Raw genomic sequence first — 18,277 nt, 5'->3', positions numbered from 1 at the left:
TATGTTTGAAGCCACACCGATCAAGAAAGTCTCAGTGGTCATTCCTGTTTTTAACGAACAGGAAAGCCTGCCAGAATTAATCAGACGCACCAGCGCCGCCTGCGAAAAATTGGGCAAAGATTATGAAATCTTGCTGATCGATGACGGCAGCAGCGACCGTTCCGCGCAACTGATGATGGACGCTTCACAGGCACCGAACAGCCATATCGTTTCTATTCTGCTGAACCGCAATTACGGCCAGCACTCGGCAATTATGGCCGGTTTCAGCCATGTCACCGGTGACTTGATCATCACGCTGGATGCCGATTTGCAAAACCCGCCGGAAGAGATCCCCCGGCTGGTTGCCACCGCAGATGAAGGTTTCGATGTGGTCGGAACGGTACGCCAGAACCGACAGGACAGCGTATTTCGTAAAACCGCCTCGCGTATGATCAACCACCTGATTCAGCGCACTACCGGTAAAGCGATGGGCGACTACGGCTGCATGCTACGCGCCTATCGTCGCCATATTGTCGATGCCATGCTGCATTGCCAGGAACGCAGCACCTTTATTCCGATTCTGGCCAACATTTTTGCCCGTCGCGCCACGGAGATCCCGGTGCACCATGCAGAGCGTGAATTTGGTGACTCTAAATACAGCTTCATGCGTCTGATCAACCTGATGTATGACCTGGTGACCTGTCTGACCACCACGCCGTTACGTATGTTGAGCCTGCTCGGCAGCGTGATTGCCGCCACGGGCTTTACGCTGTCCGTTCTGCTTGTTGTGTTACGCCTGACGCTCGGCCCGCAGTGGGCCGCGGAAGGGGTATTCATGCTGTTTGCCGTCCTGTTTACCTTTATCGGCGCACAGTTCATTGGCATGGGTTTACTCGGCGAATATATCGGTCGCATCTATAACGATGTCCGCGCCCGCCCCCGCTATTTTGTTCAACACGTTATCCGCCCACAAACCACGCAGTCAACCGAGGAAAACCGCGCATGAAAGCCGTCGTATTTGCCTATCACGATATGGGATGTCAGGGTGTCCAGGCCTTGTTGGATGCAGGTTATGAAATCGCCGCAATTTTTACGCACACCGACAACCCGGGTGAAAAAGCGTTTTTTGGCTCTGTTTCCCGCCTCGCCGCCAGCGCCGGTATTCCGGTTTACGCCCCGGACGAGGTTAATCATCCTTTGTGGATCGAGCGCATTAGCCAACTGGCACCCGATGTTATCTTCTCGTTCTACTATCGCCATTTACTGAGTGAGGAGATCCTCAGTCTTGCGCCTAAGGGGGCATTTAATCTGCACGGCTCGCTGCTGCCAAAATACCGCGGCCGCGCGCCGCTGAACTGGGTATTGGTCAATGGCGAAACCGAAACCGGCGTCACGCTTCATCGCATGGTCAAACGTGCAGACGCTGGCGCTATTATCGCCCAGCAGTCTGTCGCTATCTCTTCGGATGATGTGGCGTTAACGCTGCACCATAAATTGTGCCAGGCTGCGCGTCACCTGCTGGAACAGGCGCTGCCCGCGATTAAAGCGGGTGATTACGCAGAACGCCCGCAACAGGAAGCAGAGGCTACCTGTTTTGGCCGCCGCACGCCGGAAGATAGCTTCCTGGACTGGAACAAACCTGCCGCAGAGCTGCATAACCAGGTCCGCGCCGTCAGCGATCCGTGGCCGGGTGCATTTAGCTATGTTGGCACGCAAAAGTTCACCGTCTGGTCGTCGCGTGTTTGCACAAATGACCTTGCAGCCCAATCGGGCACCGTCATCTCCGTGTCGCCTTTGCTGATCGCCTGTGCCGATGGCGCACTGGAGATTATTACCGGACAAGCTGGCGATGGTATTGCGATGCAAGGCTCACAGCTGGCGCAGGTTCTGGGCCTGGTACCCGGTTCTCGTCTGAACAGCCAGTCCGTTACCACCAGCAAACGTCGTACTCGCGTGCTGATCCTTGGCGTTAACGGCTTCATTGGTAACCACCTGACCGAGCGCCTGCTGCAAGAAGACAATTACGAAGTATATGGACTCGATATTGGCAGCGACGCAATTGGGCGTTTCCTGCAACATCCGCGTTTCCATTTCGTCGAAGGCGACATTAGCATTCACTCCGAATGGATTGAATATCATGTGAAAAAATGCGACGTCGTATTGCCGCTGGTGGCGATCGCCACGCCAATCGAATATACCCGCAACCCACTGCGCGTGTTTGAACTCGATTTTGAAGAGAACCTGAAAATCATTCGCTACTGCGTGAAGTACCGTAAGCGCATCATTTTCCCGTCAACCTCCGAAGTCTACGGCATGTGTACCGATAAAGTCTTCGATGAGGACAGCTCGAATCTGATCGTCGGCCCGGTGAATAAACCACGTTGGATCTACTCCGTTTCCAAGCAGTTGCTGGACCGCGTAATCTGGGCATACGGCGAAAAAGAGGGGTTGCGCTTCACCCTGTTCCGTCCGTTTAACTGGATGGGACCGCGTCTGGACAGTCTTAACGCCGCGCGTATCGGCAGCTCACGCGCCATCACCCAATTGATTCTCAATCTGGTGGAAGGCTCACCGATTAAGCTGATTGAAGGCGGCAAGCAAAAGCGCTGTTTTACCGATATTCGCGATGGTATCGAAGCCCTGTACCGCATTATTGAAAATGAAGGCGGACGCTGTGACGGCGAGATTATCAACATCGGTAACCCGGAAAACGAAGCGAGTATTCAGGAACTGGCAGAAATGCTGCTAACCTGCTTTGAAAAACATCCATTACGTCAGCATTTTCCGCCGTTTGCCGGTTTCCGCGACGTCGAAAGCAGCACCTACTATGGTAAAGGTTATCAGGACGTTGAGCACCGTAAGCCCAATATTCGCAACGCAAAACGTTGCCTGAACTGGGAACCCACCATTGAGATGCAGGAAACGGTAGAAGAGACGCTGGACTTCTTCTTACGCAGTGTGGATATCACGGAACACACATCATGACCAAAGTTGGCTTGCGCATTGATGTCGACACATTCAGGGGGACACGCGAAGGCGTGCCCCGCCTGCTGGAGACATTGAACCGACATAACGTTCGGGCAAGTTTTTTCTTTAGCATGGGACCTGACAACATGGGACGCCATCTCTGGCGTCTGGTGAAGCCACAATTTCTGTGGAAGATGCTGCGCTCAAACGCAGCATCGCTCTACGGGTGGGATATTTTGCTGGCGGGTACAGCATGGCCGGGAAAAGAGATCGGCCAGGCCAATGCGGCCATTATTGCGCAAACCGCCCTGCTTCATGAAACCGGTTTGCATGCCTGGGATCACCATGCCTGGCAGGCGCGAAGCGGAAACTGGAATGACAAAGAGCTAATTGATGATATTTCACGTGGCATTACCGCCCTTGAAGCTATCATCAATCAGCCCGTTACCTGCTCCGCCGTTGCCGGATGGCGTGCCGACGACCGCGTCGTCCATGCCAAAGAAACGTTCCATCTGCGCTATAACAGCGACTGTCGGGGAACGTCGTTATTCCGTCCTGTGCTGGCATCCGGGAAAACAGGTACGCCGCAAATTCCTGTCACATTACCCACATGGGATGAAGTGGTGGGTCAGGAGGTTCAGGCGGTGGACTTTAACGCTTATATTCTCTCCCACATCCAGATGAGCAGAGAGACACCGGTGTACACCATTCATGCAGAAGTGGAAGGTATTGCCTTTCAGCAGAATTTTGACGAACTGCTCACTCGTGCTGCCGACATGGGGATTACGTTTTGCCCGCTCGGGGATCTGCTACCGGACGATATCAGTACGCTGCCAACCGGGCGGATCGTGCGTGGGAAAATTCCCGGCAGAGAGGGATGGCTCGGCTGTCAGCAACCCGTGGATATGACACAATGAAATCGGTACGTAACGCCCTGGCATTTATCGCTTTTATCGCGCTGTATTTTATTTTACCTATTAATAGTCGTCTGCTGTGGCAGCCTGATGAAACGCGCTATGCCGAAATCAGTCGGGAGACGCTGACCTCTGGCGACTGGATCGTTCCGCACTTTTTAGGGCTGCGTTATTTTGAAAAACCGATTGCCGGATACTGGTTGAACAGCATCGGGCAATGGCTGTTTGGCGCCAATAATTTTGGCGTCAGAGCGGGGGCGATTTTTGCCACCTTGCTGACGGCGCTGCTGGTAGCCTGGCTTGCCATGCGGATGTGGCAGGATAAGCGTACCGCCGTACTCTCTTCAGTTATCTTTTTAACCTTTTTTTCGGTCTATAGCATCGGTACCTACGCGGTACTCGATCCTATGATCGCACTCTGGCTGATGGCGGGCATGTGCTGCTTTTGGGAGGGGATGCAGGCCACTACCAGAACACGCAAAATCGTTGCCTTTCTGCTGTTAGGGCTAACCTGCGGCATGGGCGTAATGACCAAGGGTTTCCTGGCGCTTGCCGTTCCTGTGCTCAGCGTACTGCCGTGGGTTTTCGTGCAAAAACGCTGGAAAGACCTGATCGTCTACGGCCTGCTGGCAGTCGTCGGCTGCGTCGTGATTGTGCTGCCGTGGGGTGTAGCGATTGCTCAGCGTGAGCCGGACTTCTGGCATTACTTCTTCTGGGTCGAACACATTCAACGCTTCGCCCAGGATGATGCCCAACATAAGGCCCCTGTCTGGTACTACATTCCCGTGCTTTTGGCTGGCGCGTTACCGTGGCTCGGGCTGCTTCCCGGCGCACTGCGTACGGGCTGGCGGGAACGAGATGTTCCGCGCAGCACACTATACCTGCTAAGCTGGATTATCATGCCGATCCTGTTTTTCAGCATCGCAAAAGGAAAACTGCCGACCTATATTCTTTCCTGCTTCGCGCCGCTGGCGATATTAACGGCGCGTTTTGGCCTGCAGGCTGCGCAAAAAGGTTCAGCCGCGCTGCGTGTGAATGGCTGGATCAACGTTCTGTTTGGTGTGGTAGGCATTATCGCCACGTTTATTGTTTCCACGCTGGGACCGTTGAAAATGCCTATCTGGTCGCATATCGAAACCTATAAGGTTTTTTGTGCATGGGGTATTTTTCTCATCTGGACGCTCTTTGGCTGGTATACGTTAAATAACCGCGAGAAGAACTGGCAATTTGCCGCGTTTTGCCCATTAGGACTGGCGCTGTTGTTTGGCTTCTCCATTCCCGATCGGGTCATGGAATCTAAACAACCGCAGTTTTTTGTCGAGATGACCAAAGAGTCGCTGGAATCCAGCCGCTATATTCTCACCGACAGCGTTGGCGTCGCTGCGGGGCTGGCCTGGAGCCTGAAGCGTGACGACATCATGCTATACGGACAAACAGGCGAGTTGAAATACGGCCTCAGCTATCCGGATGCCCAAGGGCGCTTTGTCAGTCGGACGGACTTTGTCGACTGGTTAGCCCAACACCGTCAGCAAGGAAATATTACCCTCGTGCTCTCGATTGATAAGAATGAAGATATTAATCAACTAGCCATTCCTCCCGCTGATTATATCGATAATCAGGGGCGTCTGGTCCTGATTCAGTATCGGCCGAAATGATCTGGATAGTATTAATTTTCGCCAGCCTGCTCAGCGTATGCGGACAGTTATGCCAGAAGCAAGCAACGCGTCCGGTACCTTCAGGCAGGCGAAAACGCCATATTACGCAATGGATTGGGCTGGCCCTGGCAAGCCTCGGCCTGGCTATGCTGCTCTGGCTGGTGGTGTTGCAGAATATCCCTGTTGGCATCGCCTATCCCATGCTGAGCCTGAATTTTGTCTGGGTGACGCTGGCCGCCTGGAAAATCTGGCGCGAACCGGTCGCAACGCGCCACTGGCTGGGTGTGGGGCTGATAATCGCCGGCATATTCATTCTTGGGAGCGCGGTGTAATGGGCATTTTTTGGGGATTATGTAGCGTTATTATCACCTCGGCTGCCCAACTGAGTCTCGGCTTTGCGATGGATAACCTGCCGCCGATGCTGCAACCGTTGAAATTTCTATCCGCCGTATTCGCCCTCAACGCTGGCGCATTGGCTCTTTTTAGTGGGCTGGCGGGATATTTACTGTCGGTAATTTGCTGGCATAAGGCCCTGCACCAGCTCGCCCTGAGCAAGGCTTATGCCTTGCTCAGCCTCAGCTATGTTCTGGTTTGGGTCGCATCAATGATTCTGCCCGGCTGGCAGGGAACATTTTCAGTGAAGGCGCTGGTTGGGGTACTGTGCATCATGGCGGGTTTAATGACGATTTTTCTGCCTGCTGACAAGCACCGGCGCTGAGCTCATTTATCTGCCGACAGTCGTAACAGGCGCTCCCATTCGTCACAAATGTACTGTCTGGCATCGATTATTTTAATCACACGGGATGCATCACGATTAACACAATACTGTGCGTCTTTCAGCGGTGAAAGGAGATCCCCGGGCTTAACCCGTTCGGAAGATTGCGCCTCAGCAAGCATCTTAAGCGAACCACCGCTATCGCAAAGTACGATATAGAGCCTCCCTGCTTTCTTGTGACAGCAAGACTTCTTCACATGCCATTCCATAGCGCACCTTTTGTTAATGAATTTCACATCAGGTTACACTTTAGCTGATAAACAAAACGACAATAGCGACGGAATGGCAAAAATGAGAAATGTAATTAATATTTTCTTAATGTTAATGATGAAGCACTTACCCAATCCGCCAACGCGCGACGAGATATTTTAATCCCTCCGGCTTTCAGTTCAGGTGGCAACGTCAGCCAACATACCGGTTGCTGAAAACGGGCCAGCTTATCTTTAACCCACTCTGCAAGATTGGCATCACCAGCGTTGGTGTCATACTCAACGACCGCCACCGGACGATGACCAAACTCTTTATCTTCTAACGGGACAATAAAGGCCTGCAGAACCTGCGGATGCGCTGCAATCACGCGTTCCACTTCTTCTGGCTGTATGCCTTCCCCACCGCTAAAAAACAGATTGTCCATGCGACCGATAATGGTTAACTTGCCGTCCTTTAACACCCCACGATCGCGGGTAGCAAACCACCCTTCCGCGTTCACTAAAGGAATAAGCTGTCCGTTACGCCAGTAACCTTGCGCCATGCTGGCCGCACGCAGCCAGACTTCGTCATCCACGATTCTGACTTCTCTGCCCGCTAAGGCTGAACCGACATCAGCCAGACCATCCGCCTCTTTCGCACAAACGGTGGAAGCGAATTCCGTCAGTCCATAACCGCACCAGCAGCGAATCCCCTGATCGCGCGCCTGCTCCGTCAACTCAACAGGAATAGCTGCGCCGCCCAGCAGCACCGCTTTGAGCGTGACCGGCGTTTTATTGACCAACAAGCGCCACAACTGTGTGGGGACCAACGAGGCATGGGTGCAGCCGACCAGCATTTGCTCCAGCGGCTGCTTGTCGCGCACGGTCATTCGCGCCCCGGCAAACAACCAGCGCCATAAAATACCCTGGCCGGAAACATGAAACAGCGGCAATGAAAGCAGCCAGTCATCTTCAGCGCCAAACGGCATTAATGACAGCACGCCCTGCGCGCTTGCCAGATGTGCCTGACAGGTGTGAACCGCCGCTTTCGGCAATCCGGTGGAACCTGAGGTTAACGTCATTGTGCTCAAGCGCTGAGGCGACCACGCGGCGGCATGTGCGCCTGGCAGCGCCTGCATCTGCAACGGTTCCAGCCCGGGAAACGCGTTAGCGGCCTCCAGATCCAGGGCAAAACGTAGCGTTAAGTCCGGGACCAGCACATCAAGCAGCGATTGAGGCAACTGCGGGTTCACAGGTAAAACCCGCGCCCCACATTGCAGCAATGCCAGCCAGGTCAGTAAAGAACGCGGATGATTCCATGCGCGGAGCAGGACGCCATCGCCCTCTTTCACGCCCTGAGCGGCAAAGCCGCTGGCCAGATGATCGACGCGGGTACAGAGCTCACTCCAGCTTAATACTTCATCGTTGAGGCGCAGCGCTGGCGCCTGCGCACGAACCTGCCGCCAGTCGCGCCAGGGCCAGTCAGTGCCCGCTAAGCTTGCGCTAGCGGGCGTTTCCCATGAAGTCATAGCAGGCGTTCCAGCGCATCAACGGCAATACACGGCAACGCGCTACCCGGCCAGGTGCGTACCTGCTGGCACTGCATCAGACTCAGCGTGTCCAGACCCGGAATGGTCTGCGGCGTCAGCCAGGCGGCAATTCTCGCCAGTTGGGTTAAACCAAGACTCGACTCAATAGATGAACTGATAACGGCGGTGAGACCAAGCGCATGCGCCGCCGCAACCTGTTCACGCACTTTGTCGAGACTACCGGTCAGAGTAGGTTTGATAACCACAGCCTTGACGCCCTCTTCGGCTTCAAAGGTGAAATCCGCTTCGCGCAGACTTTCGTCCCAGGCGATAGCGATGCCGGTTTCACGTGCGAATGCGCGTGAGTCATCGCGCGTTTTACATGGTTCTTCAAGGAAGGCAATGCGTCCGCGATACTCTGGATTGACGTATTTCGCGAACTGTTGGGCTTTCAACGGCGTCCAGGCGCGGTTGGCGTCGAGTCGCAGATGCAGCTCCGGAATCGCCTCGAGCAGCAGATTGGCTACCATTCCGTCACGAACCGCTTCATACAGCCCAACCTTGATCTTGGCAACTTTTTCGCCCGGCATATCCGCCAGTTGCAGCACCAAATCGTCAGGATCGCCCGTACACAGAGGCGCAGCACGATAGTCTGCTGCCTCCGGCAGAGCGTCAGCCAGTTCGGCCAGCGCACAGCTTGCGCCAAAAGCGACAGAAGGCAGCTGTGGTAAAGAATCATCCCCTTGCAGCCAGCCTTGCACCCAGGACAGCAGTTCGGTTTGCGCCTCTTCCCAGCTTTCCTGACTGAAGCCCGGCAGCGGGGAGATCTCTCCCCACCCTTCATGCTCGCCGTCACGCAGACAAACATACAACCCGTCACGCGTTTTTAACCGCCTGTCGCGCAGAATCACCCCCGCGTCCATGGGGATCTGCCAGCGGTATACCTGCGCGCTACGCATTACGGATTCCGTTTGAATTTGCTGAAATCAGGCTGACGTTTCTGGTTAAAGGCGTTACGACCTTCCTGACCTTCTTCCGTCATGTAGAACAGCATGGTGGCGTTACCGGCCAGTTCTTGCAGACCTGCCTGTCCATCGCAGTCGGCGTTCAGTGCCGCTTTCAGGCAACGCAGCGCCATCGGGCTGTTTTGCAGCATCTCACGGCACCAGCGTACGGTCTCTTTCTCCAGATCCGCCAGCGGAACCACGGTGTTGACCAGGCCCATGTCCAGCGCCTGCTGCGCATCGTACTGACGGCACAGGAACCAGATTTCACGCGCTTTTTTCTGACCCACGATACGGGCCATATAAGAGGCACCCCAACCACCGTCGAAGGAACCCACTTTCGGGCCGGTCTGACCAAAGATGGCGTTTTCCGCCGCAATGGTCAGGTCACACATCATGTGCAGCACGTGGCCGCCGCCGATGGAGTACCCTGCTACCATCGCCACGACCGGTTTCGGACAGGTACGAATCTGACGCTGGAAGTCCAGCACGTTCAGGTGATGCACACCGGAGTCATCCTGGTATCCGCCGTAATCGCCACGCACTTTCTGATCGCCGCCTGAGCAAAACGCTTTGTCACCCGCACCGGTCAGAATGATCACACCGATGTTGTCGTCATAGCGGGCATCCGCCAGCGCCTGGATCATCTCTTTTACGGTAACAGGACGGAAAGCATTGCGTACCTGTGGACGATTAATGGTGATTTTGGCGATACCGTCGGTGGATTTCTCGTAGAGAATGTCGGTATAGCCTGCAGAGCAATCGTGCCATTCTACCGGTGCGTAAAGCATTGTTTCATCAGGATAGATCATAAAATGTCCTATAGTCAGCGACGTAGAATCTGAGCCAGACAGTCCACCACGCCAGCGGGATTGTCCCGATGCGCGTTGTGTCCGGCATTACGAATCACATGGTTTGGTACTGACATTTCCGTCGCCAGCGCGCGGAATTTATCGTCACGTTCACCACATAAATAATAAAACGGAAATGTGCGCGCAGTGAGTTGCGCACGTAAATCAGGTTGTACGGCAAGCGAGGTGGCCTCCAGCATCGCCGCCAGCGTATGCCCGTTATTCTGGCTACGCAGATCGACCAGCGCCTCTCTTTGCGCCGCATTCAGCGAGGAAAATACCGGCTGTTGATACCAGTCATAAAATACCTCACGCAGAGGCTCTGCGCGAAAACGCGCGGCCCAGCGGCCATCTGAAAGACGACGTTGAACGCGCGCCTCCTCGCTTTGCAAGCCAGGATGGCCACCTTCTACGACCAGACCGCAAAGTCCGGGCATCTCCTGACAGGCCGCCATCATCGCGACTCTGCCGCCAAGAGAGTATCCCACCAGCCAGTAGCTAGGTATGTTGTAACTAAGCAAGGTGTTACGCAATAACGCACAAACATCATTGAACCCGCTCACCTTGATCTCGGCGGAACCGCCGTGTCCCGGCAGGTCGATATATAGCCGTGAATAATCCTGAAACGCTTCGCCGACCGTGTGCCATTCCCGACAGTCGCCGGAGAACCCGTGCAGGAAAACCAGCCAGGGTGATCCACTCTGGCTAACGGTCGCCTGGGCGTGCAGGATCATAGATGGCTTACCTGCGCCAGCAGTTGCTGCAGGGTTTGCGCCCCGTCAGTTTCGTTCACCACCAGCTCAATAACCGTTGCCGCAGGAGTACGCCAGGCATTTGTCAACGCGTTCTCCAGTTGCTCCCAGTTTTCTGGGCGCTGATATTTAAGGTTAAACATGGCTGCGGCATGCTCAAAGTGCACGTTCTGCGGCATCAGATAGAACCGTTCACGTTCACTTGCCGGCGTCGGTAGCAGGGAAAATATCTGCCCACCGTTATTATTGACCACTATCAGGACAAACGGCGCGGAAACCTGACGCAATAACGCCAGCGCATTGAGATCATACAGTGCAGATAAATCGCCGACGATAGCCAACGTTGATTTTGCGCTGGCGCGCTGTACGCCCGCCGCCGTTGACAGCAGACCGTCAATGCCGCTCGCGCCACGGTTGCTATAGACCGGGAAACCAGCCGGAAGCTGCGACAGTGCATCAATCAGGCGCACCACCAGACTGTTACCCACGAACAGTTGCCCTTGTTCGGGCAGATATTCGTGAATACGATGGGCTAATTGCGCTTCACCAAACACGTTGCGACGGGCTTCCACCGCCTGCCATGCCAGTTGCGCCAGGCGCGGGATTTCCACGCACCAGGGTTGGCGTTTTTCCGCCGGATGCAGATCCAGCCAGTCACCAACCTTCGCCACCAGCCTGCGTCCACGATGATGCGCCGGATCGAGGCGACCTTCGATATTATCGACAATCCAGTATTCCTGCGGATCGCAACTGGCCTGCCATTGCAGGAGTCGTTTTCCGGTCAGGCTACTGCCAAGCTGCACCACTATCTGCGCCTGCTGTAACTCAGTCACCGCCTTCGCATTCCCCAACCACAGGTCAGCACACGGCAGGGGTTGTCCGGTTTGCGACAACACATCGCCAATCAGCGGCCAGCCAAGCATCTGCGCCCATTGCGCAACTTTCTTGCCCTCTTCCGCGCTCATACGGCCTGCAATGACTACGCCGCGCTTTTGTCGCCAGAAAAACCAGTCACGTTGTTTGTCGCTTTCCAGCCGACGCGCTTCACGTAGCCAGGGTTTATCATCCTGCCACCAGTCGCCGAGGCGCTGCTGCCAGGCGATCCCCGTTTCGTCCATGTCGCCATACAGCGGTTCGGCAAACGGACAATTAATATGAACCGCTCCGCTATGCAGCGCGGCCAGGGCATTATCAATGGTGGACACCAGCCAGCTTGCCGGAATGTCCTGAGTTGGACGCGGTAAGGAGAGCGTTTGCGACGGATGAGAAGCAAACATGCCGGCCTGACGAATCGCCTGATTAGCGCCACAGTCGATAAGTTCTGGCGGTCGGTCAGCCGTGAGTAAAATCAGTTTTTCACCGGTCAGGCCCGCTTCAATCAATGCGGGATACAGGTTCGCCACCGCCGTACCGGACGTGACAATCACGGCGACAGGCTGGCGACTCACTTTTGCCAGACCTAAGGCCAGATGCCCAAGACCACGCTCATCAAAATGGGTATGGTGGATGAAAGCAGGATTTTCCGCGGCTGCCAGCGTCAACGGTGTAGAACGAGAGCCAGGGGCAATGCAGATATGCCTGACGCCGTGGCGAGTGAGTGCTTCCAGTATGACCGCCGCCCAGCGTCGGTTAAATGCGCTTACTGACATGAGATTGTCCGGTATCAATATTGCGACACAGTATAAAGAATCGAATAAATGGATTTTTGATATGAGTCGGTAATATACAACTCATTACCCTTCCATCTGTAATAAAGTGCGCAGTCCTGCCGCTTTATTGTCTATTTCTTGCCATTCTTGCTCAGGATCTGAACCACGTACAATCCCCGCGCCGGCATACAGGCGGACCACGTTGGCGTTAATTTTCGCCGAACGCAATGATACGCAGAATTCACTTTGGCGCAGAGAAAGATAACCCGCAGAGCCGGCATACCACTCGCGTTCAAAGGGTTCATTTTGCTGGATGAATTCGCGCGCCAGCTCACGCGGAATGCCTGCAACGGCCGCCGTAGGCTGGAGTTGCATCAGGCAAAGCGTATCGTCGGCCTGATTCAGTTCCGTCCAGATACAACGGCGTAGATGCTGCACCTTACGCAGTCTGAGCACCTGCGGGGGGAGCACATCAAGGGTTTGCGTACAGCCTTGCAGCCGCTGGCAAATATCTTCGACCACCAGCATATTCTCGCGCTGGTTTTTATCATCTTTCATCAACCAGTCGCCTAACTGCCAGGCGCGATGATCCTCAGCGTGGTTGGCAACGGTTCCGGCCAGCGCTTCGGTGCGCAGCGCCGTATCACGCCGCCGATACAAACGTTCAGGGGAAGAACCAAGAAAAGCGGAGTCGGCAGAGAATGCCATAAAGAAATGGTAGCAGTTGAGGTTCAGGCGACGGCTGGAAGCCATCACCGCAGCGGCATTCACCGACTGTGAAAACTGTAAATCTGTCGCTCGCGCCAGCACAACTTTGTCGAGTTCTTCGCCATTGATGGTGTGCGTGGCAAGTTTTATCAGGTCTGTCCAGCCGGCCTTATCTGGCCAGTGTTGTTCTCCCGTCAAACTCAAACGCAACGCGGGCAACGGCTTAACGTTGGCCAGCGTGGAAATAAATTCGACCGCGCGTACGGCGTCTTCACGCAGCGAAACATCGCTGTACAGGTGTAGCCGTAAGCTTGCCACCCCGGCGCAGCGTCGCCATTCCAGTCGCGGTAACAACAAATTGCCGTGCCGGGGCTCGAACGCATTAAGGCCCCAGATACGCAGGTCAGGTTGGTTGTCGTGCTGACGTAAAAACTGTTGAGCGGATGCCAGCGAGGAAAACGTGGCAACGGCACCCAGCACAGCGGCTTCTTCGTCGCCGTTACGCTGCTGCCAGTAAAACTGGGGCCAGACGGGTTGACTGGCCAGCCATCCTAAAGCGTCAAACGCATCGTTCAGAGGGAAAGGTATGTCGTAAATACGAATTCCAGGTGCTGCCGGTATCTCTTGCGACAAATGACGCATCAGACCTTCCAGCGCAGTAGTGATTGATTGCACGCGGACCTCTCCCTGTTAAAAACCTCTTATTATACGGGGTACTGAACAGAAAAAGCAGTACCCCCAGTTAGGGAGTACGAACAAATGCGCTGACGGAGCGGAATTTATCGCCGTGCTAACAACAATCCCATCACTAAACCGACCGTGGCGCCAACGCCGATTCCACGCCAGGGTTTTTCATGCACATAGTCATCTGCACGGCAAACGGCCTTTTTCGCGCGGAAATAATAATTGTCAGAGGCATGGCTGACGCGATTTCTCACCTCTTCTAACGCCCGCTCTGCCCGCGCTTTTAACTCAAGATATTTTTGATCGGCCGGATCGCCGGAAGAACGCAGCACCTCTTCCAGCGTTTCGCTCAAGAGCTCCAGATCATCATCGATACGTGATTCATAAGATTGAAAAGACATTGTATTCTCCCTTTCTATTGACGTATCCGCTAACTATAGACAACCTGGACCGTTTGCGCCTGTTTATGCCTGATGTGCTTCTCGCGCCATCCCGATGTGCGGAATCCCGTCTTCGTCATAAATATCCGTCACCGGTATAAAACCAAAGCGCGCATAAAACGATTGCAGATGCGCCTGCGCCCCCAGATACAGCGCCTTGTGCGGCCAGTGTTGCGCACAGGATGCCAGCGTCTGGGTCATCAGCTGTTGCCCAAGTTTTGCGCCGCGTAGCGCTTCGCTGACAATCACCCGGCCAATGACCACCGGCTCCAGATCGTCATCGCTTTTCAGAATCCTCGCATACGCCACCAACTCATCATTGTGCCAGCCCAGAATGTGCCGATTTTCTCCAACCAGATCGTCGCCATCCACATCCTGATATGGACACTGTTGTTCAACAACAAACACCGCGCAGCGAAGCTGAAGAATGGCATACAGTTCTTGTGTACTCAGCTTTGCATGGTGGAGATCTTGCCAGTGAATCATTGTCTGCCCCTTTGTTGTGATAACCTGAACACCCTGCCTTATTGATGGCGAAAAGTGTAACGCAAAGATGGAATTACTATTTTTAGGCACGTCAGCGGGAGTTCCTACCCGCTCACGCAATGTAACGGCAATTTTACTCAATCTGCAACACCCGACTCAGCCGGGGCTGTGGCTTTTTGATTGCGGCGAAGGAACACAGCATCAGATGCTCGCCACGCCGTTCAATCCGGGAAAACTCGACCGTATTTTTATCAGCCACCTGCATGGCGACCACCTGTTTGGTTTACCTGGTCTGCTATGCAGTCGTTCGATGGCCGGGAACGTGAAGCCACTGACGCTTTACGGACCAAAAGGATTACGGGAATTTACCGAAACCGCATTGCGTCTGAGCGGTTCATGGACTGATTATCCTCTGGATATTGTGGAAATCACCGCAGGTGAAATCGTGGATGACGGCCTGCGTAAGGTAACGGCATATCCACTAGAACATCCTCTGGAATGCTATGGTTTTCGCATTGAAGAGCACGACAAACCCGGTGCACTTGACGCCAGTGCTCTAAAGGCGGCTGGTGTTAAATCCGGCCCGTGGTTTCAGGATTTGAAAGCCGGGAAAACCATCGTACTGGAAGATGGTCGCGCGATTAACGGTGCCGACTTTCTTGCCCCGGCTACCAGGGGAAAATCGGTGGCTATTTTCGGCGATACAGGCCCGTGCGCAAGCGCCCTCGAACTGGCAAAAGGCGTGGATGTGATGGTGCATGAAACTACGCTGGACTCGTCAATGGAGGAGAAGGCCAATAGTCGTGGACACAGCTCAACCCGACAAGCCGCGCTTCTGGCGCTTGAAGCAAGTGTCGGACGCTTGATCATGACCCACGTTAGCTCACGCTACGATGAAAAAGGCTGTCAGCGATTACTCGAAGAGTGCAGAACGCTGTTCCCGGCAACAGAACTGGCTCACGATTTCGCCATTTTCACCGTTTAATGCTCTATTTTTTCGCCTCAGTGCCGATAACAGTGAAAAGGCTGGCTTTCACACTGAGGACAGGATGAACAATTTCCAGAAAGATATTGATGACAGGACCAACCTAACCCTGTCTAACCGTTTTGAACTGCTACTGTTTCGCCTCGGCAAATCTGTTGAGGAGCAGAAATCAGAGCTGTTTGGCATCAACGTATTTAAACTACGTGAAATCGTGCCGATGCCGACGTTTACGCGTCCGGCGGGAATGAAAGCTCCGCTGTTAGGTATGGTGAACATTCGCGATCAAGTGATTCCGGTGATTGACCTGCCGGCGGTGGCGGGCTGTAAACCCGAGACCGGACTCAACATCCTGCTCATTACAGAATACGCCCGCAGCGTACAGGCGTTTGCGGTGGAATCAGTGGAAAACATTATGCGTCTGGACTGGCAACAGGTGCATACCGCCGAGAAAGCCGTCAACGGCCGCTACATCACCAGTATCGCCTGCCTGGATGACGATAAAGAGACCAACAACCTGGCGCTTGTGCTCGACGTTGAGCAAATCCTTTACGACATCGTACCGTCCAATCACGATTTACGCGCGACAGACCTGAAAACCAGTAAATTCAACATCACGCCGGGTGCGGTGGCGATTGTAGCAGAAGATTCGAAAGTCGCGCGCGCGATGCTGGAGAAAGGGCTTAATGCCATGGAAATCCCGCATCAGATGCATGTGACAGGTAAGGATGCATGGGAAAAAATCCAGCAGCTTTCCGCAGAAGCGCAGGCGGAAGGCAAGCCAATCACCGAGAAGATAGCCCTGGTGCTCACCGACCTGGAAATGCCGGAGATGGACGGTTTTACGCTTACCCGTAAGATCAAGACCGACGAACGCCTGAAGAAAATCCCGGTCGTTATCCACTCCTCGCTTTCCGGTAGTGCCAATGAAGATCACGTTCGCCGGGTTAAAGCTGATGGCTACGTGGCAAAATTTGAGGTCAATGAACTCTCTTCTGTGATTCAGGAAGTCATGGAGCGCGCAGCGAAAGACATTAGCGGTCCGCTGGTGAGCCGTCAGCTTTCGGCCTGACGCCCAACCATCCCCCCTTACTCTGCGGTTCTCCAACGAGTAAGGGAGTCGTTCCCCCACAAAAATAATCTCCTTACCATACCCTCCCTTTAATTATCATTAAAAATTGCCGCTTTTAGATATCAGCCGTTGAGTCAAAAAATAGCCTCAACAATTATCCTACATGATTTTCACATTTCTAAGCAGGCAGTGACGTGGATAAACACCGTTTCATAAAAGATCTCCAAAAACATGCAAAATCCCTGGCCAAATACAAGCTTAATTTAGACATCGACAATATCAAGAATACTTTAATCGCAGGCCAGCAACATATAGAGGAGAATGAACAATCTGTCACCTTAATCAATAACCTCATACCGCTCACGACAAGAGATATCACCGAAAAAGACGTAGACATTATTCTTCCTATAATTTCAGAATACTGGATGACGCTCCTGCGCTCCGCGCAATATAAGATTTTCTTTTATGGCACCCATAGTCATTATCTCAGTTTTAGTACCATTATCGCGGATCGTTTTCAGTCACAACTTGTACATCTGGACATCACCGCTGACGTTGAACACTGTATCCAGGCCATCAATCATCCGTCACCCGATAATGCAACTAAAATTCTCATCTATGATGATGAAGGAAGCCATATTTTAAGAAGAAAATTCGACTGCGCGAATGTCTTCTCTTACATCTACTATAGTCCTCTACGTGTGACTTGTGGGACTAACAAAAAATATGCCATGTATCTGGAACATGAATACAAAAAATACAATACACAGATTATTGATAATGTCGTTACCGGGTCATCTTATGCCTGGTGGGGTGTACCAACACAATTGACTACCTGTACAGCCAATATGTCCGTTAAAAGTGGTGATACTGCCTTTGCCCTGGCTATCACTGAACATCTGTCTCAGAGTGGCAAGTTAAAAAACCATATTCATATCACGAGTTTTTTTGATTTACACCATGAATTGGCCAGAAGTAAAGGCAGCTTTAACAGTGGTGTATTTAAGGAGCTTAAATTTTTCGCCAAAAAAAATAATATCCCATACATTCAATATGATGAAGAAATTTTCACCAGCAATCATGATGAGATATACCAACCAGCGTCAATTAGCAGTAGCATTGAAAAAAACCTGTTAAGTTTATTTATATCTGAAGCAAAGTTGATAGCCGCAATAACAGACATTGTTAACCATAAATATCTCAACTTTGACTTTCATATGTTAATTGATGAGCAAAGAAATGAAAGTTTAATGTGCGAAGAAGAAATGGATAAACTCAGCATACAGCGCGGCAGCAATCACTCCAAACTTTTTCGTCATAAGGAATCATTGAGTTCGAATTCTCGTAATATTGAGAAAATGGTCCGCAATGCTGAGAAGAATAAATACGCTATGTATATAGTATTTCCCCCTCAGCCACAGAAATATATAGAAAACATTGCTAAAGAAATGGTCAATGAGGCTTTTTCATTTTACCAACAAATTACATTAAATAAGGGAAATATTGTACTTATCGATATGAGTGGTGACCCGGACTTTACTCGTCACGACTTTCAGGATGGCGACCACTTAAACTTTAATGGTGCGATTAAATTTATACAGAAACTTCATGCCTATGGCATCACAATATAGATAAAAAAAGA

18 protein-coding genes are annotated in these 18,277 nt (G+C 52.9%); 9 read left to right on the top strand and 9 right to left on the bottom strand.

Going from position 1 to position 18,277, the window contains the following annotated elements:
• Position 1 precedes the first annotated feature (1 nt).
• The 6 genes from arnC to arnF are packed head-to-tail and all read left to right on the top strand — an operon-like array spanning position 2 to position 6,233.
• Positions 2-985 (top strand): undecaprenyl-phosphate 4-deoxy-4-formamido-L-arabinose transferase, encoded by a 984-nt coding sequence (arnC, locus tag FDW96_RS24595; RefSeq protein WP_042307134.1) that lies wholly within the window; start codon positions 2-4, stop codon positions 983-985.
• A complete protein-coding gene (gene arnA, locus FDW96_RS24590; protein ID WP_137366475.1) occupies positions 982-2,964 on the top strand; it encodes a bifunctional UDP-4-amino-4-deoxy-L-arabinose formyltransferase/UDP-glucuronic acid oxidase ArnA in 1,983 nt (660 codons plus the stop codon). Before arnC ends, arnA begins: the two co-directional genes overlap by 4 nt.
• Positions 2,961-3,863: a 4-deoxy-4-formamido-L-arabinose-phosphoundecaprenol deformylase gene (arnD, locus tag FDW96_RS24585; RefSeq protein WP_137350046.1), complete on the top strand. Its 903-nt coding sequence runs from the start codon at positions 2,961-2,963 to the stop codon at positions 3,861-3,863. The genes arnA and arnD overlap by 4 nt, the downstream gene beginning before the upstream one ends.
• Positions 3,860-5,515, top strand: coding sequence for a lipid IV(A) 4-amino-4-deoxy-L-arabinosyltransferase (arnT, locus tag FDW96_RS24580; RefSeq protein WP_137366474.1), 1,656 nt, complete (start codon positions 3,860-3,862; stop codon positions 5,513-5,515). Before arnD ends, arnT begins: the two co-directional genes overlap by 4 nt.
• The gene (arnE, locus tag FDW96_RS24575; RefSeq protein WP_042307126.1) at positions 5,512-5,847 is read left to right on the top strand and encodes a 4-amino-4-deoxy-L-arabinose-phosphoundecaprenol flippase subunit ArnE; all 336 of its coding nucleotides are present in this window, start codon (positions 5,512-5,514) and stop codon (positions 5,845-5,847) included. The genes arnT and arnE overlap by 4 nt, the downstream gene beginning before the upstream one ends.
• Complete coding sequence (gene arnF, locus FDW96_RS24570) at positions 5,847-6,233, top strand: 4-amino-4-deoxy-L-arabinose-phosphoundecaprenol flippase subunit ArnF (protein ID WP_042307124.1); 387 nt, start codon at positions 5,847-5,849, stop codon at positions 6,231-6,233. Before arnE ends, arnF begins: the two co-directional genes overlap by 1 nt.
• 2 nt (positions 6,234-6,235) lie before the next feature.
• On the opposite strand, the gene pmrD is transcribed toward arnF, so the two are convergent.
• The 9 genes from pmrD to FDW96_RS24525 all read right to left on the bottom strand — a co-directional run bounded on the left by pmrD (position 6,236) and on the right by FDW96_RS24525 (position 14,581).
• A complete protein-coding gene (pmrD, locus tag FDW96_RS24565) occupies positions 6,236-6,499 on the bottom strand; it encodes a signal transduction protein PmrD (RefSeq protein ID WP_042307121.1) in 264 nt (87 codons plus the stop codon).
• A gap of 95 nt (positions 6,500-6,594) precedes the next feature.
• The gene (gene menE / locus FDW96_RS24560; protein WP_042307119.1) at positions 6,595-8,007 is read right to left on the bottom strand and encodes an o-succinylbenzoate--CoA ligase; all 1,413 of its coding nucleotides are present in this window, start codon (positions 8,005-8,007) and stop codon (positions 6,595-6,597) included.
• Positions 8,004-8,966: an o-succinylbenzoate synthase gene (gene menC / locus FDW96_RS24555; RefSeq protein WP_042307116.1), complete on the bottom strand. Its 963-nt coding sequence runs from the start codon at positions 8,964-8,966 to the stop codon at positions 8,004-8,006. The genes menE and menC overlap by 4 nt, the downstream gene beginning before the upstream one ends.
• Entirely contained in the window at positions 8,966-9,823 is an 858-nt protein-coding gene (menB, locus tag FDW96_RS24550; protein ID WP_038642278.1) for a 1,4-dihydroxy-2-naphthoyl-CoA synthase, read from the bottom strand. Before menB ends, menC begins: the two co-directional genes overlap by 1 nt.
• A 14-nt stretch (positions 9,824-9,837) precedes the next feature.
• On the bottom strand, positions 9,838-10,596 hold the full coding sequence (menH, locus tag FDW96_RS24545; RefSeq protein WP_042307114.1) for a 2-succinyl-6-hydroxy-2,4-cyclohexadiene-1-carboxylate synthase: 759 nt from the start codon (positions 10,594-10,596) through the stop codon (positions 9,838-9,840).
• Complete coding sequence (gene menD, locus FDW96_RS24540; RefSeq protein WP_042307111.1) at positions 10,593-12,263, bottom strand: 2-succinyl-5-enolpyruvyl-6-hydroxy-3-cyclohexene-1-carboxylic-acid synthase; 1,671 nt, start codon at positions 12,261-12,263, stop codon at positions 10,593-10,595. The genes menH and menD overlap by 4 nt, the downstream gene beginning before the upstream one ends.
• A gap of 84 nt (positions 12,264-12,347) precedes the next feature.
• Complete coding sequence (menF, locus tag FDW96_RS24535) at positions 12,348-13,646, bottom strand: isochorismate synthase MenF (protein WP_042307109.1); 1,299 nt, start codon at positions 13,644-13,646, stop codon at positions 12,348-12,350.
• Positions 13,647-13,750: 104 nt separating this feature from the next.
• Positions 13,751-14,056, bottom strand: a complete 306-nt coding sequence (gene elaB, locus FDW96_RS24530) for a stress response protein ElaB (protein WP_006683669.1) — start codon at positions 14,054-14,056, stop codon at positions 13,751-13,753.
• Between the two features lie 63 nt (positions 14,057-14,119).
• Positions 14,120-14,581, bottom strand: coding sequence for a GNAT family N-acetyltransferase (locus FDW96_RS24525; protein WP_042307106.1), 462 nt, complete (start codon positions 14,579-14,581; stop codon positions 14,120-14,122).
• A 67-nt stretch (positions 14,582-14,648) separates the two neighbouring features.
• On the opposite strand from FDW96_RS24525, the gene rbn reads away from it, so the two are divergent.
• The 3 genes from rbn (at position 14,649) to FDW96_RS24510 (ending at position 18,266) form a co-directional block, all read left to right on the top strand.
• A complete protein-coding gene (gene rbn, locus FDW96_RS24520) occupies positions 14,649-15,566 on the top strand; it encodes a ribonuclease BN (protein WP_137366473.1) in 918 nt (305 codons plus the stop codon).
• 64 nt (positions 15,567-15,630) lie between these two features.
• On the top strand, positions 15,631-16,635 hold the full coding sequence (locus FDW96_RS24515) for a chemotaxis protein (protein ID WP_137366472.1): 1,005 nt from the start codon (positions 15,631-15,633) through the stop codon (positions 16,633-16,635).
• Positions 16,636-16,829: 194 nt separating this feature from the next.
• Positions 16,830-18,266 (top strand): hypothetical protein, encoded by a 1,437-nt coding sequence (locus tag FDW96_RS24510; protein WP_137366471.1) that lies wholly within the window; start codon positions 16,830-16,832, stop codon positions 18,264-18,266.
• The last annotated feature ends 11 nt before the right edge of the window (positions 18,267-18,277 follow it).

Origin of the sequence: Citrobacter sp. TBCS-15 (assembly GCF_005280815.1) — a bacterium.
Taxonomy (GTDB): domain Bacteria; phylum Pseudomonadota; class Gammaproteobacteria; order Enterobacterales; family Enterobacteriaceae; genus Citrobacter; species Citrobacter werkmanii.
Note: the sequence above shows the minus strand (reverse complement) of the source record. Positions and strands in the feature narration are given on the sequence as shown.